Here is a 25,072-nt window from a genome sequence, read left to right on the forward strand (position 1 = left end):
ATCACAACCCCTCTGATATCCAAGGTTTTTTTGTCGAATCCCAAGATACCCACCATGAGGTATATTCCTTATTGACTGTAATTTAGATATGAAAATTTGGCTATACAGTTCTTTACAATTCACGACTGCTTAAGCGAATACCCCACATCATTGACAGTTACGCATAGTCAAAAAATGAAGCTATACTGTTACAGCCAACAACAAAATTAACAATCATGAATGGCCACTGCAATATTGAAATGGTATTGCAGACATCAACAACTGCAGATTAGAAAAGACATCACAACTGCAGGGAGCTTGGAGGAGCTGTATATCACCGGATAAGATCAAACATCGCTCTCTGTCTGTGGATCAGGCCATCATGCATGAGGTTAGGAGAGGAGAGCATATGTGGATCTTTTATAAACATCTCCCACGCGGGGTATCCTCCAAGGAGATCAGGAAAGCCACGATGAGGGGCACCCGATCCGGTTGGTCTCTGATACCGGCAAAAAAGAAGAGCACCATCAAACGATCGAAAATTATCCAAATCATGGATTTAGATACGGAATTAATGGAGTATCACGCAATCGTGCAGGTAGAGTCACCCAAGCTGGCCAACACCATCATCGAAAACCTGGACGGAAAAACCGTGAACGGCTTGTTCCTCAAACCTCATCGCTACCAGCGGAGGTTCCCCAGCCGTGACAGGCGTAGCCATACACAGGCTTCGAATCAGGGTGAAGAGCGACGAACAAGTGACAGACGCAGGAGTAAAATCATCATGCGGGTAGTGGAGATTGTATAGTTATCCCACTCCAACCACCCACGCTGCAACTATCGACTTGAAACGCCGCTGTACCTCTAAACCAAAGCTGTCATAGTTCTGCCAATAGCTCCACCAACACTTGGCCATCCAATGGCTGCAGGGCATGGCTGACGGAGAACAGCCGTGTCTCGGATCGCCCGTTCAAGGCTTGAATATTGTTCATGTCCTGGCTGAAGGCGGGGACCAGTTCATCACCCAAACCCACCGGACCGGTACGCACTATCGAGACATAACGGATCGAGGGATGGGGCTGCCGGTTCAACCAAAACAGCAGATTACCGGGCCGCTCCGGCACCAGATCCAGCAATACCGCCCATGAATCGCGTACCACATCATAGAGTTCACCGGTGAAGAACTCTTTGATGACGCTAATGGGAAATGGATCGTCGGTCTCATCCAAAGCCTCGACTGCACGCACTGTACCCAGATGGGGAGATGCGATGGTAATCAATGCCTTGGGAGCATCCACGCCTCCCTGCACCAAGGCCATTCTGGCGATCACACCACCTGCGGAGTGCCCGACCAGGATAATCGGTTCGTCAGGATGTTGTTGAGCCACCAGACTCAGCATGTTTCGCAGCATGTCAGCCTGTAAACCCACCGGCCCCATCGATGGCAGTTCAACGGTATAGAATTTATTCGCCGCCGATCCGACAGGTGCGGGCAGCAACCCTCTTGGTGTGATAATGCCGGCCGGTTGCCAACCATGGCTTATCAGTGCCGCATTCACGCCACTTTGCTGCCAGGAATAAGCACTGCCCAGATAGCCGTGCACCAACACAGCCACATCCGCCGGGAGAGGGAGACTGGTTAGACACAATAACAGTGACAGGATCAATCGCTTCATATCAACCTCCGAATGGAATATTCCATCAAGCCATGCTATGACGGCAAATATACGGAAATCACTAATCTTATTATATTAGGCTTTTCTGAATTTCCATGCCAGGCCAAGGCTATCAATATCCTTTGGGGGAGGGCTAACTGGATTTAATGGAGGCGTGGCACGACGCTGGACAGACATTCACCCGGGCAGAAAAGGCACCCAGCCCGGCAATGCCTCAGTTCGCTCAAGCCATCCACGAACGGCGGGATAGGGCTGCACAGAGACCTCTCCTTCAGAAGCCAACGATACATAGGGATAACAGGCGATATCGGCAATGGTAACATTTCCACCCGCCAACCAGTCGACATCCGCCAGCCGCCCTTCCATCACAGCCAGGCCGGCCCGTCCATCCTGTTGACACTGCGCCAAATTGAAGGGCCGGCCAAGCACCAGCGTGGCACGCGCCCGCGCCAGACCATAAAGCAATTCATTTTCCGACACCGCCAACCATTGCATGACGCGGGCCTCGGCAACAGGATCAGTTGGCAGCCAATCCCGGTCGCCGTAACGCCTGGCGAGATATACCAGGATCGCCATCGAATCCCAAACAATCAGGTCGTCATCCTGCAATACCGGTACTTGTCCACGGGGATTGATCTGTTTGAATTCAGCCGTCAGTGTCTCCCCCTTCAGCACATCGGTGTCGATTCGCGCATAATCGAGACCCAACATGGAGAGCAGCAGTCGCACTTTGTAGCAATTTCCCGACCTGGGATAGTCGTACAGTTTTAATTCAGACATGGCTATGTAATCTGCAGTTGTGGGTTTGTTTAGTTTAGACACTGTCAGACCAAACAACAGGCACGCATGCCAGATAATACTTGATCGATCCAGGAATGACTCCGTGGTCTCGTTGCCGCTCGCTTAGCGCTTGCCGATGCGTTAGGTGTCAGGGGGATTTATTCTCGTCAATTCTTGCGCGCTCCAGGTCCAACAATGCCCGCTTCCTGTCAACTCCCCAACGATAGCCACCAAGCTTACCGTCTCCCCGCAATACGCGATGACAGGGAATCAGTACGCCGATCCGGTTCGCCGTACAGGCAGAACCCACTGAACGCGCTGCCTTCGGCTTATCGATTTTTGCCGCCACTTCCGTGTAAGTCATTACCTCCCCTGCATGGATGTTGAGTAGAAAGCGCCATACCTTCACTTGAAACGCGGTACCGCGCAGGTCGAGCGGCAGGTCGGGACAGGGCGCGCCAACACTGATATGCGCATCGAGCGCCTTGATCCAGAGATCGAGTTCGGGTGCATCTTCGGCGGGTGATGCGGCGATCTTCGCGCAAGGAAATTCCTCACTCAATTGACCCATTAAGGTACCTTCATCCTCACCGAACTCCACGAAACAGACACCGCGATGGGTTGCCGCCATCAACATTGGACCGATAGCTGTATCACGGCATGCATAATAAACAGTTTCTCCCGTGCCACCAGACTGGTAGGCCTTGGGTGTCATCCCAAACTGATGCGACGCTGCACCGTAGACGCGACTGATCGAACCGAAGCCTGCGGAATAGATGGCGCTGGTGACGCCCTTCCCCTGCTTGAGTGATCTTTTCAAATGCCTGACACGGACTGCATCCTGGTAGGCCTTGGGTGAGACCCCGAAAGCCGCCTTGAATCGACGTTGCAAGTGAGATGGCGATAAACCGACCTGATTCGCCAAACCTTTCAAGGTCAGACGCTCATCCCCATGTTTCTCTATAAACCGGGCAATATCACACAGCCATTTCATGCTGTTTACACTATCCGTTGGCCGGCAGCGCTGGCAAGGCCTGAAACCCGCATTCATAGCCGATGCCGCATCGGTAAAAAAGCGAATATTCTCAGCTCGCGCACGACGACTCGTACAAGATGGCTTGCAGAAGACGCCCGTCGTGATCACGCCATAGAGGAAGCGGCCATCGTAGGATTTGTCTCGTTGCGCAACCGCCCGATGCATTACTGTTTTTACCGGCAATGTCATGCCATCGTTCCTCATGACTCTTCTGTTTTATCCATTAGAGCGCAGCTGATCGAATTCATCCATCCGATTCTTGTTGTTCAATCCGAATCATCCCGGCGCTTTGAGAATCTGTGTTCGTATGATCTTCTAAACCGTCTTGGCGGGACCCTGCCCCGCCATTGGAATGAGAAAAATCGGCTATACCCTACTCCATCCTATGATGCTCTCCTCAGAATATGCCATTCTAACCAGAGAACATGTGTTTATTTATCCATCAACCACAGCTGGCATGAATACCCAACACATTGCTGTAGGCATGAGAGCATTGAGCCTGGTCGATCCGCAACTCAAACAGGCATATGCTGAACTGGGCCCACCATCCCCCCGCATCCGTCCAAAGGGGTTTGAGACCTTCCTGTCGACGATTGTCAGTCAGCAGATTTCAACTGAAGCGGCACGGGTGATCATGGGTCGGTTGAAAGATTGTCTGCCCGAGTTATCCGCCGCCGCACTGTTAGTGACTGAGGACCAGGTCTTACGTGATGCCGGCCTGTCATTCCGCAAGATTGAATACGCCAAAGGCATGGCGGAAGCCGTCGTGTCAGGCAGATTTGATATCGATGGTCTGGCTGCGATGAGTGATGATGATGCGATAGCCAGCATCACGGCAATCCGGGGATTTGGTCGCTGGAGTGCCGAGATCTACCTGATGTTCTCACTGCAGCGACAGGACATCTTTCCCGCCGACGACCTGGCCTTGCGTGTCGCAGTGGGCCAACTGAAAAACCTGCCGAATAAACCGTCGGTCAAACAGGCGCGGGAACTGGTCACCCATTGGTCGCCGTGGAGAAGTGTGGGTTCGCTGTTTTTATGGCACTACTACCGGGGTGCTCCCACATAAGCGGACAGAATTAACTCGGTGAATCTCTACGATGAGTATACGAGCAATAAACCTATCGCCGCAGGAAGGGCCTGAATCAACAGGATCTTTCTGCTGGCGGTTGCCGCACCGTAAACACCGGCTAGCAGCACACAGCTCAGAAAGAAGATCTTCACGCCCGTGCCATCCGCACCCAGGATAACCCCCCACAAGAGCCCGGCAGCCAGAAAGCCATTGTACAAGCCTTGGTTGGCCGCCAACACTCGCGTAATCGCCGCGGTCTCTCTGCTATGACCAAACACACGCAGTCCCAGCGGCTTGTCCCAAAGGAACATCTCCAGCACAAGAAAAGCGATGTGTTGGAGAGCGATCAGACCGACCACGATGTCTGCGATCACTGGCACTCCTTATCTATGAATCCGTCTGGGAAGCTTTGCCATGATGCCCGTCATGCCTGGCAAAAGCATACACTGAATATCGAACATGGAATTATAGCGCGGGCCCTTATTTGGCATTCAGTTTACCCACTGTATTCGCCAGCTTACGGCCAAGCGCCAAAACAGCTTCTTGTTTACGTTCGTCCACCAGCGATCCATCATCATTGAAGGCCTTAAATGCCTGTGGAACGGTCTGCTGGTCAGGCAAAACCGTAACACCTATATTGGCGAGCAGCATCCTTAAAAAAACCAATCCACGAAGCCCGCCCAAGGCCCCTGGAGATGCAGCCAGGATTACAGCCGTCTTACCTCGGAAAGCCACCAGCGGCGGCTCATCTTCGGATTCGGCACGGGAAGCCCAATCGATAACGTTCTTCAGCAATGGGCTGAACGCGCTGTTATATTCCGGAGACGCGATAATGAAGGCATCGTGATCCATCAGAAGTCTTTTAAGTTCAAGTGCATTCTCCGGAATCCCTTGTTCGCGCTCAAGATCCTGATTAAAGAGTGGCATCGGGAAATCCACCAAATCGACCCGCGTAACCTCCGCCCCGGCCGCTTCGGCCCCCGCAGCGGCAATCGACAGGATCTTTTTATTGAAGGATCCATTCCTGCTGCTGCCTGCGAATGCGAGAATTCTTGGTGCCATATACCCCCCTTGGGAATGCCTGAGCATTTGTCTCCGGACTGGACCTGATGGAATCAGTGTAGCGCTACTTCTGCCTTCTGTAACCGCTCAACGACTGCTACGACAGCGAGGACCATGCCACGCACTCATTGCCGGCTGATTTTTCCTCTATTCATTTGATCCCTCAAATAGTCAATCCTTCATAATCCAATATGCTTAAGTGGTAAGCTGTGACGAAATTCGGCAGCCTCTATCCGGACCTGTCAACCGCCACCGAAAAACTTGCCTGCGCCATATGGACCTGCACAGATGAAGCTACATTTCTCCGCAGAGCATCCGGAATCATTGTCCGAGCTGCTACTGGCCCGGGCACGACGGGTACTCCTGTACGGCCCACCCGGCATCGGTAAGAGCACGCTGGTAAAAGGCTTGGCGGGATCACTGCACAAGGCAGGCAGACCGGTCCACTGTCTCGCGGCGGACCCGGGGATGCCGGCATTCGGTATCCCGGGCGCGGTCAATCTGGGCCTATGGAAACAGGACGCATGGGAGGTTGTCGGTCGCGCGGCTGTCTGTAGTCTCGACGCCGCCCGTTTCCGCCTGCCACTGATCGAGGCCGCCGGTGAATTGGCCAACCAGGTGGAAGGCGGCACACTGTTGCTCGACACACCCGGGGTTGTGCGGGGTGTGGCGGGGGCTGAACTCCTGACATCACTGGCACACCGTGCGGATGTGGATCTGGTGATGGTGTTGATGCGCGAGGGACAGCCACTCCACCTCAGTCAGGAACTGCGGGCGCTGGCCGCCGAGGTTGTGGCTGTCGAGGCTTCAGCGTCGGCGAGCCGGCCGGGAAAGGGCCTTCGCGACCGGCAGCGAACACGCCACTGGGACGACTACCTGTCCCATGCGAGCGAGGTGGATATCGACTTGTCCGAAGTCGCTGTCCTGGGGACACCGCCCCGCCAGGCAACCGAAGCCTGGGTGGGCAAGCAGGTTGCGTTTCTCGATGGATCCCGCACTGTCGGTATGGGTGAGGTGGTTGACATGGGGGAGGAGAGACTCCGGATCCTGCTACCCCCGGATAACAGGCAGACAGGGGTTATCTTGGTGCGCGATGCCGTCCGGGACGAGTCGGGATTGCTGGTCACCGGCAAACGCTTTGCGGAAAGCGTGGTACGTTACCTCCCCCCCTCCGATCTGGTGCCCGACGACAAGCTGCCGCAGGATACCGGACCCCGGCCCATGGTTCAGACCCCGAGTGCTACCGCAGTCTTGATGAACGGTGTGTTCGGCGATCCACAACTCCATCTCCGCCTGGCACACCAGCGGCGCAGCCTGCTCTTCGACCTGGGCGACGGCGCACGGCTCCCGGCGCGGATCGCGCACCAGGTCAGCGACGTCTTCATCAGCCACACCCATATGGACCACATCTGCGGCTTTCTCTGGCTGCTGCGATCGCGTATCGGCGAATCGGGAAGATGCCGGCTGTATGGGCCTCCCGGCCTCGCTACGCAGATAGAGCATCTGATCAACGGCATCCATTGGGACCGGATCGGTGATCGAGGCCCCAGATTCGAGGTCGCTGAGCTGCATGGCGAACAACTGATCCACTTCAATCTGCAGGCTGGTTCGGCAGGCATTCGTCCAAACGGTGAAACTGTGATCAAGAATGGTATCGTAGTCGATGAGCCCGAATTTCGCGTGCGCGCCGTCACCCTCGAGCACGGCATACCCGTCATCGCCTACGCCTTCGAACCTGTGCCGCAGATCAATGTGCTCGAGGAGAAACTCAGTGAACGCGGACTGCAACCCGGTCCCTGGCTGACCAGGCTGAAGCAGCTGATGAATGAACAGCGGCTGGATGAGTATCTTTCCCTGCCGGATGGAACCAGCGAGACGGTTGGCGCCTTGGCCGCCACCCTCACCCTGACCACGCCCGGCAGCAAAATCGTCTATGCCACTGACCTGGCTGACACGCCCCATAACCGCGATCGACTCACCCTGTTGGCCAGGCAGGCACACACCCTGTTCTGCGAATCCCCATTCATGCAGAAGGATGCCACGCAGGCCCGACGCACCGGCCACCTGACCACCACCGCCTGCGCGGAGATCGCCAACAGCGCCGCTGTCCGCCACCTGATTCCGTTCCATTTCTCCCGCAGGTATGAGGGCACGTCATGGCAGGTGTATAACGAGATCGCGGCAAACTGCCCACATGTAGTGATACCGGCCACGACAGACAGCGCGAACCATGAATGATACTGCACAACTGAACCTTACCGTCACCTGGAATAGATCAGAGAAATCACCCGCGAGGATAAAGGATTACTTTCCTGTTCTATCCACCGGGCCGGGTTTGATCATTAATGCAAAAGGGATCGCAAGCGGACCGAAGGCCGCGCCCAGAACCGCCCACAATACCGGCCTGCCTCCACGCGATTTAGCGATCTGGTGACAAATAAATATGCTGGCGATATTTATTGCCAGTAAAACATAGATAGCCATTGTAATCTAAGTATGTAATTCGAATTGATCCCGCTGGCGATTGATTTCAGTTCATCATGTAAGAATCGAAGTTTTTTAAAATAATCCCTAGTTGCTCGCTTCCCTGATAAAACGATAATAGGTAAATTGCTGCGCTTTGTTTGCCGGCGTTATATGCATCTCGTTTTTTTCTTCCACCAACTCGAACGCCACGCCCAACTCACGCTTTAGTTTTGATGCATCATATTGCACGATATCCAAACCACTGCACTTTTTCGTACCCCCGATCGCAAACGCTGCGATAATCAGATGGCCTCCTGGTCTCAATGCCAGCTTCAACGCCTCCATATAGGCATCCCTGTCCGATTTATCGGTCAAGAAGTGAAACACAGCCCGGTCATGCCAAAGCGAAAACAGGTGGGGTGATTTGAATTCAGTAATATCGGATTCGAACCACTCAATTTCACCTGCCGCATCTCCCAGTCGCTGTTTAGCGACAGCCAGCGCCCTATCAGAGATATCCAATACAGCCAGGTTTGTATAACCTTGCCTATACAGGTGATCGACCAGTACCGACGCACCACCCCCTACATCGATGATCGCCCCATCCCTGGCAACCCGGCAGCGATGGATCAATTCCAACGATAGCTTTGGTTCTGTCTGATACCAGCTCACTTCAGAGGGAGGTTTCTCCCGATATATTTTTTGCCAGTGCGTTTTTCTGTCAATCACTTCAACCCGGCCTCCAATCAATACCCTGATCATACCTCTGGAAGCGTCGTGTACACCGGGATCGGTTGACGAACTATAGGTGACCTGTCGCAACCCATTCCTCCAGGGTAACTCAATGGTTCCTGGGGCTAATTACAGCTCCAGGTACGGGGCTTCAGATTAAAGTATAGAGCCAGACTGGCTTTTCCATTGGAGGTATCGGTTCAATCAGCGGTCGATCAATAGCGAAACGACTGCAGCACTTCATATCCCAGTTCCGGTTTCCAACCCCAGGAATAGTTTCGCAGGTCATAGAGCGCCGCCCGTTCCGCTTCGGCGGCCGAGCGTGGGCTGTAGCCGCAGCCATAGCTGGTGCGGGTGCGCCCTGTCATTGTGGTATAGGTGGTCTTGACTATGACCATGTGGGCATGGCGCAATCCGATACCGGCCTGGGCGTGAACGTCTTGCCCTTTCTTGCGGTAACCCTGTTCGATCAGCTTCTGTTTGGCCTTGTGGATGGCCGACTCGACGCTCTCGTCCGGAGCGGCCACCCATTCGATGGCCAGGGAGTTGCCGAGACGCTTTGCCACGGCACAGCCGGCGCCCGCCATTGCGTCATCTGCCCAAATCAGCGTCATCAGTGTAAGCAGGAACAGGGTGAAAGCACTTCGTTCAACTGCCGGTCTGCATCGATTCCAGTGTTTCCCAACGCTCATAGGCCTGATCCAGTTCCAGTTGCACCGCGGACATCTGCTGCTGAAGCTCTGCGACCAGTTCCCCCTGGGTGCGATAGAGGTCCGGATCGCCCAGCCTGGTCTGTAACTCGTCGAGCCGCACTTCAAGTGCTTCAATCCTCTGAGGCAGCGCATCGAGCTCCCGCTGGTCTTTGTAACTCAGCTTCTCACTCTTCTTTTTCGGCCTCTCTGGGACAGACTTGACCCCGGCCCCGCCCTTTGGTTTCGACTCCACTGATTGCCTGGCTCGGGCATGAGCCTCCCAGTCACTGAAACCACCGACATATTCCGCCACTCTTCCTACACCTTCGAAGACCAGGCAGCTGGTCACCGCATTGTCCAGAAACTCCCGGTCGTGACTGACCAGCAGCAGGGTTCCCGGGTAGTCGGAGAGCAACTCCTCAAGCAACTCCAGCGTCTCCACATCCAGATCGTTGGTCGGCTCGTCGAGCACCAGTACATTGGCCGGCCTGGTGAAAAGCTTGGCCAGCAACAGACGGTTGCGTTCACCGCCGGAGAGTGCCTTCACAGGGCTTCTGGCACGTTCCGGGGTAAACAGGAAATCCTGCAGGTAACCGATGATGTGCTTGCTTTTTCCGCCGACATCCACCTTGTCACTGCCGCCCCCCACATTATCCTGTACCGAACTTTCCTCATCGAGCTGACCGCGCAGCTGGTCGAAATAGGCCACCTGCAGCTGGGTGCCGAGTTTGACCCTGCCCGTATCGGGCCGCAGTTCTCCCAGCAGCAGGTTCAAAAGGGTTGTCTTGCCGGAGCCGTTGGGGCCGATGATACCCACCCGGTCACCGCGCAGGATGGTGGTGGAGAGATCGCGCACCACCGGTTTCTCCTCCCAGGCGTAACTGATATCCTCGACCTCCACGACCAGCTTGCCTGAACGCTCTCCCGCATCGATCCGCATCTTTACCCTGCCCTGCTGATCGCGCCGCTTCTGTCGCTCCGCCCGCATTGCCTTAAGCGTCCTGACCCGACCCTCGTTGCGGGTGCGCCGCGCCTTGATACCCTGACGAATCCAGACCTCTTCCTGGGCAAGCCGTTTGTCAAAACGCTGATTGGCCTGTTCCTCCACATTCAACAGTTCCTGCTTGCGGCGTAAAAAATTGGCATAGTCACCCGGCCAGTCGGTCAAGCTGCCGCGATCCAGTTCCAGAATCCGGCTAGCGATCCGCCGCAGGAATGCCCGGTCGTGGGTGACGAAGAGGATTGCACCCGGATAAACGAGAAGAAATTCCTCCATCCACCGGATGGCCTCGATATCGAGGTGGTTGGTGGGTTCATCGAGGAGCAGCAACTCCGGTTCCATAACCAGGGCCTGGGCCAGCAAGACACGCCTCTTCAGGCCTCCCGACAGCGCACTGAACTGCGTATCGGCATCCAGACCGATCCTGGATATGACTGTCTCCACCCGTTGCTCCAGTTGCCAGCCCTCAACGGCCTCGAGTTCATGCTGCGCCTTCGACAGCGATGACAACAGGCTGTCATCGCCCGTTTCCGCAAGCTGATGGCTTATTTTGTGGTAAGCCTTGATCTTGTCGGCAAGTTGACCGACGCCGTCCGCCACCACATCGAAGACACTCCCCTCGATCTTATCCGGCACCTCCTGGATCAGATGCGCAATCCTTGTCCCGTTGCTCACGACACGCTCCCCGTCGTCCGGGACGATACCACCTTGAATCACTCGCATCAGGGTTGACTTGCCGGCCCCGTTACGGCCGAGCAGCGCAATCCTCTCCCCCTTCTCGATGTTGAGGTCGATGTCATCCAGTAACGGCCGATCGCCATAGCTGAGCTGCAGCCTGCGCAGGGTTATCAGCGGCATCGAAGAACCCGGGTGAATTCATTCATGACATATCTCAATTAAAAAGCTTCATCCTACGCTGATCCAATCAGCTCTGCTGGTAAAAAACCAATCGTTATGTGATTATCGCCATGTTAATTTATCGGTAGTTTTATTTATATCCTGCATCGTTGTCAGGATATGGAAAAACACCCATTCCAATCCAACAAGATCTGCATCATGGACGGGCTATCAAATCACTATTTGGGACTCGGGCCAAGTAGCGGGAGACGATAACTTATGAAGACCAAGATTCTGCTGAAAGAGGCAGATATGCCGACCCATTGGTATAACATCGTGGCTGATATGCCCAATCCACCGGCGCCAATCCTTGCCCCCGACGGCTCTCCGGTAACTCCGGATGCGCTCAGCGCAATTTTTCCTGACGCCATTATCGAACAGGAGGTGAGCGCACAACGTTGGATCCCTATTCCCGATGAGGTCCGTGAAGTGCTGCGTCTGTGGCGGCCATCCCCCCTTTATCGCGCCGAACGTTTGGAAATGGCGCTCAAGACTCCTGCCAAGATCTATTTCAAGAATGAAGCGGTCAGCCCGGCGGGATCGCACAAACCGAATACCGCGGTCGCGCAAGCCTATTACAACAAACTGCAGGGCATCAAACGACTCGCCACCGAAACGGGGGCGGGGCAATGGGGCTGCTCCCTGGCCCTTGCCGGGCAACTGTTCGATTTGGAAGTAAGGGTCTATATGGTCAAGGTCAGTTATCAACAAAAACCCTATCGTCGTTCGATGATGGAGACATGGGGCGCCGAGGTCTTTCCGAGCCCTACTGACATGACCCAGTCAGGACGTCATATCCTGGAACAGGATGCCGACTCTCCCGGGTCATTGGGTATCGCCATCTCCGAAGCCGTCGAGGAGGCTGCCGGCCGGTCGGATACAAACTACGCCCTGGGTTCGGTGCTCAATCATGTATTGCTGCACCAGACCATTATCGGCGAAGAGGCAAAAAAGCAGCTAGAGCTTGTGGGGGAATACCCCGATGCGATCTACGCTCCCTGCGGAGGGGGCTCGAACTTCGGCGGTATCGCCTTCCCGTTCTTTGCCGACAAGGCGGCAGGCAGGGAGATCGATCTGGTCGCCGTTGAACCGACCTCATGCCCCACATTGACCAAAGGCGTATACGCCTACGATTACGGCGATACGGAGGGCCTCACGCCTTTGACGAAGATGTATACGCTGGGCCACGATTTCATGCCACCCGGCATCCATGCCGGGGGTCTGCGCTATCACGGCGATTCGGCGCTCGTCAGCCAGCTCTACAACGAGGGGCTATTGAGCGCAGTGGCCATCCCCCAACTGGAGACTTTCGAAGCCGGCGAACTCTTTGCCAAGACCCAAGGCATCATTCCCGCGCCGGAGTCCTGTCATGCGGTTGCCGCCACCGTTCGGGAGGCGAGACGTTGCGCCGAAACGGGTGAAGCGAAAACCCTGCTCTTCAACCTGTCCGGTCATGGACATTTCGATATGAGCTCATATGACCGCTACTTCAAAGGAGAACTGGAAGACTTCGACTACCCGGATGATGCGATTCAGGCATCACTCAGCCATTTGCCGAAGGTGGGTTGAACGGCGCTTGAGGGCCTGGGAGTTACGCCCGCTGTGACTCCCAGGCCATGCGTAACCGGTTCAGGTCGTGGCACGCCTGATCCCAGTTCAGGTCATCCCCGGAGTGCTGCAGCTTCTCGATCAACTGGTGGATACCTGCGATCAGGGGTTGCAGGCGTTCCCGCTCCTTCTGCCTGTTGCTTTGTTGCTGCAGGCTGAAGATGCGGCTGTTGACGACCTCCACAAGCAGCTTGAGATTGTCCCGCCAACGCTGGTAGCGCGTCTGGTCATGGACAGGCATATTGCGCACAAGCACGGAAACCGATTCAGCGTTGAACAGCGAACGGTGACCGAAATCGATGATTTTGCCATTATCATAAAGGCTCTCCATCATCTCCTGGTCCAACATGCCGACTTCACCCGCATGGGAAAAGTAGTGTCCACTCTCCACCAGCCTCACTATCACCCTCAAACCGAAACGATCAAAGGTCTCCAGCAGGCCCTCACCCAGAGTACGCAAATCATCGCAATCGAGGCTGTTATCGATAAAATCGGCGAGTAGGTTCAGTTCGATACAGGCTGCCAGAGAAGCCTCCATCTCCTCCTGGGCAAGGAGGGCGCGCTCCCGGGCCGCTTCCAGATCGTGACGGTTATTGAGGGCAATACGAATCTTAGCCAGCAGTTCATCCACATCATAAGGCTTGGTGACATAATCATCAGCTCCGGCCTGATAGCCGGCAAGGCGTTCACTGAGGCGGGACAAGGCCGACACGAAGATTATGGGGATCATGGATGTGGCGGGATCCGCCTTGACCAAGCGGCACACAGTCAGACCATCCATCAACGGCATATCCACATCCAACAGGATAAGATCGGGTGTGCTTTGCGCCACCTGTTCAAGGCAAGCCTGGCCATTGGCCGCCAAAGAGACCTGATAGCTATAGCTTAATATCTGATCCAGGCTTCGCAGATTCTCCGGTTGATCATCGACCACCAGGATATGTTGCGCTGAAGCCTCTACCGGTTTGGTTGTCATCACCCTCCTCCATGTACGGACTCCCGCTATTATTGCAAGAATTCCAATTACATGTCCTGTTGTTTACTGATGAAATATGCATTCCCATGGCCGGTTTCCACATCTTGTAACAATTCGATTGCCGACCCCGGCACGCCGGCACCGCGGCTATCATCGAGAAGCTGGACCCTAACCAAGAATTCACCCTCACTTATGCCCCCGGATCCCCTTTTGGTGGCCGAAAAGCCGCCCGCCGGAAGGCTCTATCCACACTCTCTCCGATCTGGTATTGTTGACTGAACTACCCTGTTTTTCAACGCTTATACGGGTGATAACGGTTCATCCCTTATGGACGAACATTGCAATGGTTAAAAATGTCACTTTCACGGATGCCAGGGATGGTGTGGCTGACTGTTTGAAGTGCTCCCTACGCGAGTCTGTGCTGTTTGCCAATCTGGAAGAGAAGGATTTCGAAAAGTTACACGATCCTATCGATCAATATACTCTACCGGTTGGCTCAACACTCTACCGCGCAGGTGATAAGGGCGAACGTATGTATACGGTACGTTCGGGGGTCCTGAAGCTTGTGCAGTACCTGCCTGACGGCAGCCAGCGGATTGTCCGGCTGATCCGATCCACCGATATTACCGGACTGGAGTGCATCGTAGGCGAAACTTATCAGCATGACGCGGTTGTACTTCATGAGACCGAGGTCTGTGCCCTGCCGGTGCGTGTGGTGGAAAGCCTGAGCAAGGAGAATCCCGCCCTCCACCGGGAACTGCTCAATCGCTGGCAGCGCGCCCTGAAGGAGGCCGATGCCTGGTTGACCGAACTCTCCACAGGGTCCGCTAAACAGCGGGTGGCCCGTCTGCTGTTGCGCCTCGTCAAGGATACACAGATGAGCGAATGCAACCTGTTTGCCCGGGAAGACATGGGCGCCATGCTGGGTATCACCACCGAGACGGCCAGCCGTACGATCGCTGAATTCAAGCGCCAGAGTCTGCTGGTCGAAACCAACACCAACCATTTCCTCCTGGATATCCCGAATCTGCATAGAATCGCAGAAGATTGACCTTTTTCAATGCCTGCAGCAATCCGCTATCTTATTCTGCTCTCCTGACTCATCAGGCAAGGGAGAGGTAAGTTGAAACAGGTCGTCAAGGAGATCGGGATTCCGATCTTCAGCATTGAAATGGACTTTTCGGAATGCAGATTCGACACAACCGAAGAGATTGTCGCCTTTCTTGTGGAACAGGTGAAGTCACATAAGGCTGCACGCTATATCACGACATTCGATCACCTGAAACACACCTCGGAACTAGCGGAAGGCATTGTCGCTGAGCATATCGTCGCCGCATATAATATTGTCTTCTGTTTCGGCTTCAGCCTGCAGGATGCTGAGCAGTTGGCCACACGGCCCCGCTCGCTCGGTGTCTGTGAAACGGACAACCGTGTCACACTTTCGTTTATGGAAGCCCCCATGCCGGTTGCAAATGCTCTCATGGAACAGTGGACGAGATCCCTGCTGAGCGATGAGCACCAGTCCTCTCAGCATGCCACATCACAAGGTCATCAGGAAGATGTGCAATTGCACTCTTAACTATCGGCGACCATAACCCTGCACACCCGAGAAACACCCCCACAATCCCGCAACCACAATAGGGCGCGGGGGCACACGCGTACTTGACAGGCGATCTTATCGTTACAACTTGCACACCCCGCTGGTCATCCCGGGGAGGTGGCCGTTACATCTCCATCTCCAGATCGTCAATGATAGTATCGATACCGGCCTGCGCGCACTCCTCATCGGTTTCTCCAGACGGCGCGCCGCTCACGCCCACGGCACCAAGCAGTTGACCACCTGCCTGAACGGGTAATCCACCGGCAGACATGACCAGGCCATCGATTTGGCCGATAGGTGTGTTCGCACGACTCTTCAATGCTGAAGTCGCTGCGTTGAAGTTGGCAGCCGTAAAAGCCTTCATGCGGCTGATCGGCACCGTAATCTGGGCAGCGATTGTGTCACGCATAACTGCCTGTACCGTCCCGTCCCGGTCAACTACCGTGACGCCGATCTGGATACCCTGTTTACGGCATGCCTCAATCGCACCCAGGGCGATCCGGTTCGCCGACTCCAGTGCAAGGCGCTTGACACTGACACTCGGTGCGGCTTCATCCGCCACCACACCCATCGAGATACCGTAGCATAGGGATATGGCTATCATCACTCTCTTCATAGTTTCCTCCGGTATGTTTGTGTTGTTTGCGATCCCTTTCCATAGATTTCGATTTAGGACCGGGATACGGTGATGAAATCGGAAGTTCATCATTTTTTATCAGTAGTGTTCTCTGACATAGTCATCCACCAATGCCATGAATTGCCCTGAGATATCATCGCCTTTAAGCGTAGCCACCTTTTCACCATCCACATACACCGGCGCCGATGGCGTTTCGCCGGTTCCCGGCAGGCTGATACCGATATTAGCCTGTTTGCTTTCCCCAGGCCCGTTCACCACGCACCCCATCACTGCTACTGACATTGCCTCGACCCCGGGATGCTCCTTGCGCCACTCCGGCATCATGTTGCGCAAGTGGTTTTGCACATCCTTGGCGAGCTGCTGGAAATAGGTGCTTGTTGTACGACCGCATCCCGGGCAGGCAACCACCATTGGTGTGAATGCACGAATACCCATCGACTGCAGCAGTTGCTGGGCGACAATCACCTCCTCGGTTCTCGCCCCACCGGGTTCCGGGGTCAGTGAGATGCGTATGGTGTCACCAATACCCTCCTGCAGCAGCACCGCAAGGGCGGCACTGGAGGCGACGATACCCTTGGAGCCCATCCCCGCTTCGGTCAACCCCAGGTGGAGTGCATAGTCGCATTTAGCCGCCAACGTTCGATACACCGCAATCAAGTCCTGGACACCACTCATTTTACAGGAGAGTACGATACGGTCAGCCGGGAGCCCCACTTCCTCGGCACGCTGAGCGCTCTCAAGGGCCGACACCACCATCACTTTATGCACCATCTCGACACTGTCGAGAGGTTTCTCGGCCCGGGTATTCTCATCCATCAGGCGCGCTACCAGACCCTTGTCCAGACTCCCCCAGTTGACGCCGATACGCACCGGCTTATCATAACGGCAGGCGGTTTCGATCATGCTGGCGAATTGACTGTCGCGCTTCTCGCCGCTGCCGACATTACCTGGGTTGATGCGGTATTTAGCCAGTGCCTCGGCACAAGCTGGATGGTCCCTGAGCAGACGATGGCCGTTGAAGTGAAAATCGCCGATCAGCGGTACCGCTATACCCTGGCGCGCCAGACCATCGCGAATCTTCGGAATCGCCCCGGCCGCCGCCTCATTGTTGACAGTCAGACGCACCAGTTCCGAACCGGCCTGGGCGAGTGCCTTGATCTGCTCCACACTGGCATTCACATCCGCCGTATCGGTGTTGGTCATCGACTGCACCACTACGGGATTACCGGCGCCGATCCGTACCCCACCGACCAGTACACCCTGGGTTATGCGTCTGTTGATTTGCACAGTCATTGCCTCACTTCCATCTGCCGAGTGCGCAGCATATCAAATCCAGTCAATGTATATTATTACTCGGACGCCCTATAAGGTAGCGGTCAGGGTCTCAAGAGTACTTGAGACAGCCCCCTGCTTACTTAGCCCTAGCTGATACCCACAATATTAAGCCACTGAATCGGTGACTTGGTGATAGTGAGATGTACAAGTAATCCGCGAATAGTCGCGAATGATTAGTATGTCCGCAAATGTACGCGAATATTTTTATTATCGGACAACCAAACAACCCCACGAAATCTACGGTTGGACCTGGCAACGAAATTATCGATATAGGACTTCAAAGATTGTTGCCGACAAGGCAAAAAAAAGCCCGGTTACAGACCGGGCCTCTCCTTTCCGCAATGGCAAGAAACTATTTCAACTTCCCAATGCCCAGCATCTTGAGGATGTACTTCTCATAAATCGGCTCAGAGGTCCCTTTCTTCATCTTGCGGATGAAATACTTTTCAAAGGCGATCTTGGCCATATGCACCCACTTGCCTTTTTTGAACCAGGCTACATTACGGGGTGGAATTTGCGGTAATGCGACAAAAGCGGCACCGGTATCTCCCATGTCGGCAAGACAGACGGCATTCCAGGTAGCCAGGGTCGTACCCTCCTTGCCGGCCAGTTCATCCGCAATGTTGTGAACGATGGCGGTCACCATCGACTCAATCATATATCCGGTCTTGGGCGCCCCGGTGGGGACAGCGGTCGCTTCCACGGGCGGGATGGCGATACAGACACCGGCGCCAAATATATTCGGATATTTTGGGTTACGTTGATGGTCGTCGACAAAAACGAAACCGCGGGGATTACACAAACCTTCAACGTTGGCGACAGCATCGACACCCTTGAATGCGGGGATCATCATCGAATAGGTGAAATCCAGCTCATGCTCCTTCAGTTTGTGCCCGGAATCGTCAAACTCCTCGACGACCATTTTGCCCTGTTCGATCTTGGTTACTTTGGCGTTAGTGATCCAGTTGATATGATGGTTGCGAAACTCACTCTCGAGAAAACCCTTCGAGTCCCCAACACCACCCAGGCCCAGATGTCCGATATATGGCTCGGATGTCACGAATGTCATCGGTACTTTGTCTCGCATCTTACGCTTTCGTAGATCCGAATCCATGATGAAGGCAAATTCATAAGCGGGACCAAAACAGCTGGCGAAGGGCATTGCGCCGATAACCACATGACCAGGGTCATCCAGCAGATCCCGGTAGGCGTCATAGGCCCTTTCCGCATGATCCACAGTACAGATTGATTCAGTGAAACCCTCTGGTCCCGAACCCTCAACCTCCTCGAAAGCAAGCCGCGGGCCGGTTGCGACAACAAGGTAGTCGTAGTTGACTGTGTCTCCGCCGTCGAGTGTCAGCTGATTTGCATCGGGATCGATTTTATCGACTCGCTTGGAGATAAAATTGATACCTTTGCGTTCCAGGTGAGGACGAATATCAAAAGTGATGTGTGATCGATCACGCCAACCTACAGCCAGCCAGGGATTGGACGGCACGAACTGGAAATATTCCCGTTCATTGATCATCGTGATCTCATGTTCACGCCCCAGCTCCATGCGTAATTCGTAGGCACAGGGCATACCCCCCGTACCAGCACCCATAATGACGATATGCGCCATTGAACAATACCTCCATCCTCTCCGATATTATGGGATTGCGGTAAAGCCGGGAGAGGAGGCAAAAACCGCTTTTGATAAAAAACGCTAAGATTATACCCAACCTACTGAAAATTAAAATTATTTAAGTATTTTGCGATGAGCTAATATTGACAGGATTTCAGACCTGCTGTGTGATCGGCAGTCGAAACCAATCTGTAATATCATGCTGTGATGCGATGGAAAACCGATCGCTCAGGTCGGGCAACTGCTGAAGTATCAGCTCAGTCACCAGTCCGGGGGAGTTGTTCTTCTCACTCAGATGGGATGCTACCACGTGTTGTAGTCGGGACGTTTGTAAACGCTTCAGCAGTCCAACTGCCTGGTGATTGTTCAAATGGCCATGGGATCCCCCGACCCTTGCCTGTAGACTGGGGGGATAGGGCCCATTCGCCAACATCTGCGAATCATGATTGAATTCAAGCACCAGACTGTCGCATGCCTGCAGAATACCTGCGATATGCGGCGTGATATAACCTGTATCCGTAAGTAGTCCCAGTGTGCCCCCCCCGGCACGAAAAAGAAATTGGCAGGGCTCTCTGGAGTCATGAGGGACCGGATAGGGGGCCACAGCCAGGTCGCCAATGAACCACCACCCGGTATGGCTGTCAATCTGGTGCAGAGTGGGCAACTTACCGTAATTGGCGCCATGGAACGTCCCCGCAGTCATCCATACCGGAATACCATAACGCCTGGCCAGGGGACCCAGGCCCCGAACATGGTCCGAATGCTCATGGGTGACAAGAATAGCGGTCAGAGAATCCGCCTCAATGCCCAACCCGCTCAGGCGACACTCGATTTCGCGGGCTGGAAACCCGCAATCCACCAGAATTCTGACTGATGCGGTCTCGATAACCAGGGCATTTCCCTGACTGCCGCTACCCAGTATGGCGAATCGTAACGACACGCCTCAGCGAATCTGCTCGTGTATCATAGTGAGAATTCTTCCGGCCGCCTTGATGTCGGCTTCAGCACCATCCTGGTCTCTGATCTGCACCCGTGTTCTTTCATCGAGTTCGGAGAGTTTGACCTGGTATTGCGTCTCTTTATCGATACTGTCTTCATCATTCCGCCAAAAAGCCAGCTTGGAAAAGAACCCCTTGTCTTCCTGGCCCGCTCCCGATAACTCGCTGTAACGAACGAAATAGATGCCGGATGAGCGATCCCGATCCTCCACCGCAAAGCCGACACGATCGAGTGCAACGCCGGTCAGTCGCCATGCGCGGGCAAAGCCCTCATTGATCCACAGCTCGGAGCGTTCCCCGGATTTAATCAATTTGGAACGCTGTTCCCTCTCATCTCCCCGAGCCAGGGCCTGTTCCGCATTCTCATTCGCCATCCCGAGATAGACCATGATACTGCGTAGCATCGCAGCCTCGATACCCGGATCATTGGGCCGGGGGGTCCAATAGGTCGTGTCGGCATTACCGCTGAAATCCTCTTTCAGCTTCTCCTCCATGCCTCGATGAGTCAGATAGAGTTCGGTGGTTCCGCGCACAAACCCTTTCTCCAGACGTACACGAAACTGGTCACGCGTGGCCGATGAATAGATACTGCCCAGGGTCTTGCGAAAAAACTCGGTAATCGGACCTTGCTTAATATCGGCACGACTCTCGAGCCAATCGGTTTTCATGACACCGATGGTCGGGTCCTGCTCCACCAACAGGAGCCCGTGACCACGCCAAAACTCGACGACTTTTGACCACACGTCTTGCGGTTCCGCATTGATAACAAGCCAGCGCTGATCGCCGTCGCGCTCAACCCTTATATCGTTAAATTCCGGCAAAACCTCATCTTTTGCAGATATGGCCGCACCCCCGCCACCGCCTCGTTTATTGGCATACTCTTCATACGATGCCCCGGCACCGGGTATCGCCATGGCATCCTGTATTGACGAACGACTGAGGTCCGGTGGCACCTCAAGATCATCAACCGTCTCCTTCTGAGAACGGTAGACTCGTTCAGAGTCGGAAAAATAGCCACCACCGGAGCTGCATCCGGTTAGCGTGAAGGCCAGAGAAATGATTATCAGAAAAGCGAAAGCTGATTGCATGTCTAAGAATATCGTCTGGTAATTATGTGTTGCCTATGACAATGGAAACGAGCGATAAGTTTGAAACAGAATCACTACACATTGACGAAGACACAATGAGGCCATTCAAGTACGCACGGCCCGTACTGAATACCCATCTGGTGAATGGTCATAGAATTTCGGCCTGATGCATTGCTTGTAAAACCTCATCTTCCGCCGACGGGCTCAGCCACGTCAGCGGCAACCGGATCCCACGATTCGCCAACCCCAGTTTCATCATTGCCCACTTCACAGGAATAGGGTTGGATTCCACGAACAGCGCACTATGCAATCCAGCCAGCTTCGCATCGATCGCACGCGCCTCTTCATCTCTGCCGGCCAGAGCGGCAATACTCATTTCGTGCATCAGGCGCGGAGCCGCATTCGCAGTTACCGAGATGACGCCGTGCCCGCCCTGTAACAGGAACTCACAGCCAGTGGCATCATCGCCGCTGTAAAACTCAAATGAGTCATCACAAAGCTCACGCAGCCGATGTAATCGCGACAGATCACCGGTTGCCTCCTTGACTCCGATGATGTTCGGCACCTGCGCCAACCTGGCGATTGTCTCAGGCAGCATATCGCAGGCAGTACGTCCCGGCACATTATAGAGAATCTGGCGAATATCAACCGCCTCGGCAACCGCTGTATGGTGTTGATATAGCCCTTCCTGAGTGGGTTTGTTGTAGTAGGGGGTCACCAACAGACAGGCATCCGCACCCGCTTCCTTGGCGCATTGAGTCAGAGTGACGGCTTCCCGGGTCGAGTTGGCACCGGTACCTGCAATCACAGACACCCTGCCGTCGACATAGTCGACCACCCGCCGGATCACATCGCAATGCTCCTCTTCGTCCAGGGTGGCGGACTCGCCGGTCGTGCCGACAGCGACGATCGCGTCAGTGCCTTGCCGGATATGAAACTCCACAAGCGCACGCAAAGCGGCATCATCCAGGCTGCCGTCCTCCACCATGGGAGTGATCATTGCTACCATACTGCCGTGAAACATCGCCCCGCACCCCGATTCATTGAATAATCGGCAATGGTATCCTGTGGCTTGTGATGATGACAAGTAGCATGGGAAAACCGCCCCCGGATAGTTGTAAAAATATCGCTAGACGCAGATAACAGGTGTTACACTCTATGCTTAATTCCCAATAACCATACGACACTAAGCAATTTTTATGTCTACGCCAAAGAATTATCTGGTCATCTCAGCACTTGGAAAAGATCAGCCTGGGATCGTCAAAGCCCTTTCGAGAAAGATACTTGATGAAGGTTGCAATATTACCGACAGCAGAATGACGGTCTTGGGGGGGGAATTCGCCATCCTGCTGCTGATCGAGGGTCCCTGGAACACCCTGGCGAAACTTGAATCCGCAGTACCCGAACTACAGGAGGACCTGGGACTCACCATCATCTGCAAACGTACGGAAGGTAAGGTGCGCAGCAGCAACCTCCTGCCTTACATGGTCGAAGTGGTCTCTATGGACCATCCCGGTATTGTCAATCAGTTGGCTGAATTCTTCTCTGAGCGCGATATCAATATAGAGGACATGGTAACCAACAGCTATTCGGCGGCCCACACAGGCACCCCCATGTTTTCGGTACACATGAGTGTCGGCATACCCTCCGAAATCCACATTGCCGCCCTGCGGGAAGAGTTCATGGATTATTGCGATGCCTTGAATCTGGATGCCGTCATAGAACCCATCAAGGGCTAAAGAGGAAGCTGCGTATAATGTCTGCCATCACCATCGGAAACCCTGTGCCCGATATAGAGCTGCCCGTTACCGGTGACAAGCACATCAAACTCACCGACTTTCATGGAAAACCCATCGTTCTCTATTTCTACCCTAAAGCCAGTACCCCGGGCTGTACCCAGGAGGGGCTGGATTTCAGCGCCTTGATTGCTAAGTTCAGACGTCAATCCGCCATTATCCTCGGAGCTTCCAGGGACAGCCTGAAGGCCCAGGAAAATTTCAAGCAAAAACAAGGATTTTCATTCGATCTCATAGCCGATAAAGAGGAGAAGCTGTGTCACGCATTCGATGTCATAAAAATGAAATCGATGTATGGCAGGCAGGTACGCGGCATAGAACGCAGCACCTTTCTGATCGACGAAAGTGGATATCTGCGCTGGGAGTGGCGTAAGGTCAAAGTCAAGGGGCACGCAGAGGAAGTCCTGGACACCTTGAAGGCGATGCGAGCCGGAAAACTTGCCTGAGCATTATCGTTCCTATTCTCAATCAGCGAAAACACCCATGTCTGCGGTGGTGGGTAGTCTGTTCACCACTGTTAACAGGCCCTAAGATAAACCGATACACAGATGTCAGAAAAACGATCCAACAATACCCGTCTTTTCGTCCTCGATACCAATGTACTGATGCATGACCCATCCGCCCTGTTCCGCTTCAAGGAGCACGATATCTACCTGCCGATGGTGGTGTTGGAAGAGCTGGATAAGGGAAAAAAGGGTATGTCTGAGGTTGCAAGGAATGTCCGCCAAACCAGCCGTTTCCTCGATGAGTTGATGGGCAATGTACCTCAATCCGCCATTTGTGACGGCATTCCTCTAAACACCCTGCAGCTGAATGGCGGTACCGAGTCCCTGAGCGGCCATCTTTTTTTCCAGACCAAGCCAATCAGCGGTGACCTGCCCTCGACACTGCCGGGCAATACGCCCGACAACACAATACTCGCGACAGCCCTCAGCCTGCAGTCGGAATACCCCGAAAGAAAAATCATACTGGTATCGAAGGATATCAACCTGCGCATCAAGGCGGCCGTGGTCGGCATTCATGCTGAGGATTACTCCAATGACAAGGTCCTGGAGGATGTCAATCTCCTCTACAGCGGCATGGAGAGTCTGCCGGCGGGTTTCTGGGAGCAGCACACCAAGGAGCTCGAGTCATGGCAGGAGGAGGGACGGACCTTCTATCGGGTCGTTGGACCCGATACTGAAGCCTGGTATCCCAGCCAATGCCTGCACCTGCCGGGAGATGAGGGCTTTCAAGCCATCGTCAGAAAGAAAGAAGAGAACAATGCAACCATTGAACTGATGGAGGATTTCACCAATCCCAAGCATGCGGTGTGGGGCATCACGGCACGCAATCAGGAGCAGAATTTCGCCTTGAATCTGCTGCTCGACCCCGAGCTCGATTTCGTCTCACTGCTGGGCACGGCCGGCACCGGTAAAACCCTGCTCACCCTGGCTGCCGGCCTGGTGCAGACACTTGACCTCAATCTCTACCGCGAAATCATCATGACCCGGGTTACGGTACCGGTAGGCGAGGATATCGGCTTTCTACCCGGCACTGAAGAAGAGAAGATGACACCCTGGATGGGCGCGCTGATGGATAATCTGGAGGTTCTGACCCAGACAGAAGGGGGTGAGTGGGGACGCGCCGCCACTGAAGATCTGCTGCGCAGCCGGATCCGTATCCATTCCCTCAATTTCATGCGGGGCCGTACCTTCTTAAACAAATACATCATTCTCGATGAAGCCCAGAATCTGACCCCGAAACAGATGAAGACACTGGTCACCCGTGCCGGACCCGGCACCAAGATCGTCTGCCTCGGCAATGTGGCCCAGATCGATACACCCTACCTGACAGAAACGACATCTGGCCTGACCTATGCCGTCGACCGGTTCAAGAACTGGCCCCACAGCGGGCATATAACCCTGCAGAGGGGGGAGAGATCGCGGCTTGCGGATTATGCATCTGAAAATCTATAAGCCTTAGGTGGATAGAGGTACCCACCCAAACCAGCTGCAAAGGGTATAGGGTGGGACCCT

At 54.4% G+C, this 25,072-nt stretch carries 24 protein-coding genes; 9 read left to right on the forward strand and 15 right to left on the reverse strand.

Going from position 1 to position 25,072, the window contains the following annotated elements:
• Positions 1-451: 451 nt before the first annotated feature.
• On the forward strand, positions 452-787 hold the full coding sequence (locus AB8516_RS09265) for a hypothetical protein (RefSeq protein WP_369160064.1): 336 nt from the start codon (positions 452-454) through the stop codon (positions 785-787).
• Positions 788-857: 70 nt separating this feature from the next.
• Here the strand turns inward: AB8516_RS09265 and AB8516_RS09270 are convergent, their stop codons facing one another.
• From AB8516_RS09270 to ada, 3 genes are all read right to left on the reverse strand, one after another.
• On the reverse strand, positions 858-1,655 hold the full coding sequence (locus AB8516_RS09270; protein WP_369160066.1) for an esterase/lipase family protein: 798 nt from the start codon (positions 1,653-1,655) through the stop codon (positions 858-860).
• A 177-nt stretch (positions 1,656-1,832) separates the two neighbouring features.
• Complete coding sequence (locus tag AB8516_RS09275) at positions 1,833-2,435, reverse strand: glutathione S-transferase family protein (RefSeq protein WP_369160068.1); 603 nt, start codon at positions 2,433-2,435, stop codon at positions 1,833-1,835.
• Positions 2,436-2,583: 148 nt separating this feature from the next.
• Complete coding sequence (ada, locus tag AB8516_RS09280; RefSeq protein WP_369160070.1) at positions 2,584-3,675, reverse strand: bifunctional DNA-binding transcriptional regulator/O6-methylguanine-DNA methyltransferase Ada; 1,092 nt, start codon at positions 3,673-3,675, stop codon at positions 2,584-2,586.
• Between the two features lie 253 nt (positions 3,676-3,928).
• On the opposite strand from ada, the gene AB8516_RS09285 reads away from it, so the two are divergent.
• Positions 3,929-4,540 (forward strand): DNA-3-methyladenine glycosylase, encoded by a 612-nt coding sequence (locus tag AB8516_RS09285; RefSeq protein ID WP_369160072.1) that lies wholly within the window; start codon positions 3,929-3,931, stop codon positions 4,538-4,540.
• Positions 4,541-4,566: 26 nt separating this feature from the next.
• Here AB8516_RS09285 and AB8516_RS09290 read toward each other — a convergent pair whose 3' ends face one another.
• On the reverse strand, positions 4,567-4,917 hold the full coding sequence (locus tag AB8516_RS09290; RefSeq protein ID WP_369160074.1) for a DUF1304 domain-containing protein: 351 nt from the start codon (positions 4,915-4,917) through the stop codon (positions 4,567-4,569).
• 106 nt (positions 4,918-5,023) lie between these two features.
• A complete protein-coding gene (locus tag AB8516_RS09295) occupies positions 5,024-5,605 on the reverse strand; it encodes an NADPH-dependent FMN reductase (protein ID WP_369160076.1) in 582 nt (193 codons plus the stop codon).
• 288 nt (positions 5,606-5,893) lie between these two features.
• Between AB8516_RS09295 and AB8516_RS09300 the strand changes: the two genes are divergently transcribed.
• Positions 5,894-7,843, forward strand: a complete 1,950-nt coding sequence (locus tag AB8516_RS09300; RefSeq protein WP_369160078.1) for a Clp1/GlmU family protein — start codon at positions 5,894-5,896, stop codon at positions 7,841-7,843.
• 333 nt (positions 7,844-8,176) lie between these two features.
• On the opposite strand, the gene AB8516_RS09305 is transcribed toward AB8516_RS09300, so the two are convergent.
• From AB8516_RS09305 to AB8516_RS09315, 3 genes are all read right to left on the reverse strand, one after another.
• Entirely contained in the window at positions 8,177-8,893 is a 717-nt protein-coding gene (locus AB8516_RS09305; RefSeq protein ID WP_369160080.1) for a trans-aconitate 2-methyltransferase, read from the reverse strand.
• Positions 8,894-9,018: 125 nt separating this feature from the next.
• Complete coding sequence (locus AB8516_RS09310) at positions 9,019-9,495, reverse strand: hypothetical protein (protein ID WP_369160082.1); 477 nt, start codon at positions 9,493-9,495, stop codon at positions 9,019-9,021.
• Entirely contained in the window at positions 9,452-11,353 is a 1,902-nt protein-coding gene (locus AB8516_RS09315; RefSeq protein WP_369160084.1) for an ATP-binding cassette domain-containing protein, read from the reverse strand. Before AB8516_RS09315 ends, AB8516_RS09310 begins: the two co-directional genes overlap by 44 nt.
• A 258-nt stretch (positions 11,354-11,611) precedes the next feature.
• Here AB8516_RS09315 and AB8516_RS09320 point away from each other — a divergent pair, with 258 nt between their 5' ends.
• On the forward strand, positions 11,612-12,961 hold the full coding sequence (locus AB8516_RS09320) for a TrpB-like pyridoxal phosphate-dependent enzyme (protein WP_369160086.1): 1,350 nt from the start codon (positions 11,612-11,614) through the stop codon (positions 12,959-12,961).
• A 22-nt stretch (positions 12,962-12,983) separates the two neighbouring features.
• Here AB8516_RS09320 and AB8516_RS09325 read toward each other — a convergent pair whose 3' ends face one another.
• Positions 12,984-13,976, reverse strand: coding sequence for a response regulator (locus tag AB8516_RS09325; protein ID WP_369160088.1), 993 nt, complete (start codon positions 13,974-13,976; stop codon positions 12,984-12,986).
• Between the two features lie 343 nt (positions 13,977-14,319).
• Between AB8516_RS09325 and AB8516_RS09330 the strand changes: the two genes are divergently transcribed.
• Together AB8516_RS09330 and AB8516_RS09335 are read left to right on the forward strand one after the other, a co-directional pair.
• Entirely contained in the window at positions 14,320-15,027 is a 708-nt protein-coding gene (locus AB8516_RS09330) for a cyclic nucleotide-binding domain-containing protein (protein ID WP_069121839.1), read from the forward strand.
• Positions 15,028-15,099: 72 nt separating this feature from the next.
• Positions 15,100-15,555, forward strand: coding sequence for a DUF6858 family protein (locus tag AB8516_RS09335; RefSeq protein WP_369160090.1), 456 nt, complete (start codon positions 15,100-15,102; stop codon positions 15,553-15,555).
• A 145-nt stretch (positions 15,556-15,700) separates the two neighbouring features.
• On the opposite strand, the gene AB8516_RS09340 is transcribed toward AB8516_RS09335, so the two are convergent.
• The 6 genes from AB8516_RS09340 to dapA form a co-directional block, all read right to left on the reverse strand.
• Positions 15,701-16,192: a heme-binding protein gene (locus tag AB8516_RS09340; protein ID WP_108289533.1), complete on the reverse strand. Its 492-nt coding sequence runs from the start codon at positions 16,190-16,192 to the stop codon at positions 15,701-15,703.
• 99 nt (positions 16,193-16,291) lie between these two features.
• Positions 16,292-17,506 (reverse strand): flavodoxin-dependent (E)-4-hydroxy-3-methylbut-2-enyl-diphosphate synthase, encoded by a 1,215-nt coding sequence (ispG, locus tag AB8516_RS09345; RefSeq protein WP_369160093.1) that lies wholly within the window; start codon positions 17,504-17,506, stop codon positions 16,292-16,294.
• Positions 17,507-17,900: 394 nt separating this feature from the next.
• Positions 17,901-19,169: an NAD(P)/FAD-dependent oxidoreductase gene (locus tag AB8516_RS09350; RefSeq protein WP_369160095.1), complete on the reverse strand. Its 1,269-nt coding sequence runs from the start codon at positions 19,167-19,169 to the stop codon at positions 17,901-17,903.
• A gap of 157 nt (positions 19,170-19,326) precedes the next feature.
• Positions 19,327-20,112: an MBL fold metallo-hydrolase gene (locus AB8516_RS09355; protein WP_369160097.1), complete on the reverse strand. Its 786-nt coding sequence runs from the start codon at positions 20,110-20,112 to the stop codon at positions 19,327-19,329.
• Positions 20,113-20,115: 3 nt separating this feature from the next.
• Positions 20,116-21,258 (reverse strand): outer membrane protein assembly factor BamC, encoded by a 1,143-nt coding sequence (gene bamC, locus AB8516_RS09360; protein ID WP_369160099.1) that lies wholly within the window; start codon positions 21,256-21,258, stop codon positions 20,116-20,118.
• A gap of 148 nt (positions 21,259-21,406) precedes the next feature.
• Positions 21,407-22,282: a 4-hydroxy-tetrahydrodipicolinate synthase gene (gene dapA / locus AB8516_RS09365; RefSeq protein WP_369160101.1), complete on the reverse strand. Its 876-nt coding sequence runs from the start codon at positions 22,280-22,282 to the stop codon at positions 21,407-21,409.
• A 175-nt stretch (positions 22,283-22,457) separates the two neighbouring features.
• Between dapA and AB8516_RS09370 the strand changes: the two genes are divergently transcribed.
• The 3 genes from AB8516_RS09370 to AB8516_RS09380 all read left to right on the forward strand — a co-directional run bounded on the left by AB8516_RS09370 (position 22,458) and on the right by AB8516_RS09380 (position 25,012).
• The gene (locus AB8516_RS09370) at positions 22,458-22,997 is read left to right on the forward strand and encodes a glycine cleavage system protein R (RefSeq protein ID WP_369160103.1); all 540 of its coding nucleotides are present in this window, start codon (positions 22,458-22,460) and stop codon (positions 22,995-22,997) included.
• A gap of 17 nt (positions 22,998-23,014) precedes the next feature.
• Complete coding sequence (locus tag AB8516_RS09375) at positions 23,015-23,500, forward strand: peroxiredoxin (protein WP_369160105.1); 486 nt, start codon at positions 23,015-23,017, stop codon at positions 23,498-23,500.
• Between the two features lie 102 nt (positions 23,501-23,602).
• Positions 23,603-25,012, forward strand: a complete 1,410-nt coding sequence (locus AB8516_RS09380) for a PhoH family protein (RefSeq protein ID WP_369160107.1) — start codon at positions 23,603-23,605, stop codon at positions 25,010-25,012.
• Positions 25,013-25,072: the final 60 nt, after the last annotated feature.

Origin of the sequence: Candidatus Thiodiazotropha sp. LNASS1, from assembly GCF_964212655.1 — a bacterium.
Lineage (GTDB): Bacteria > Pseudomonadota > Gammaproteobacteria > Chromatiales > Chromatiaceae > Thiodiazotropha.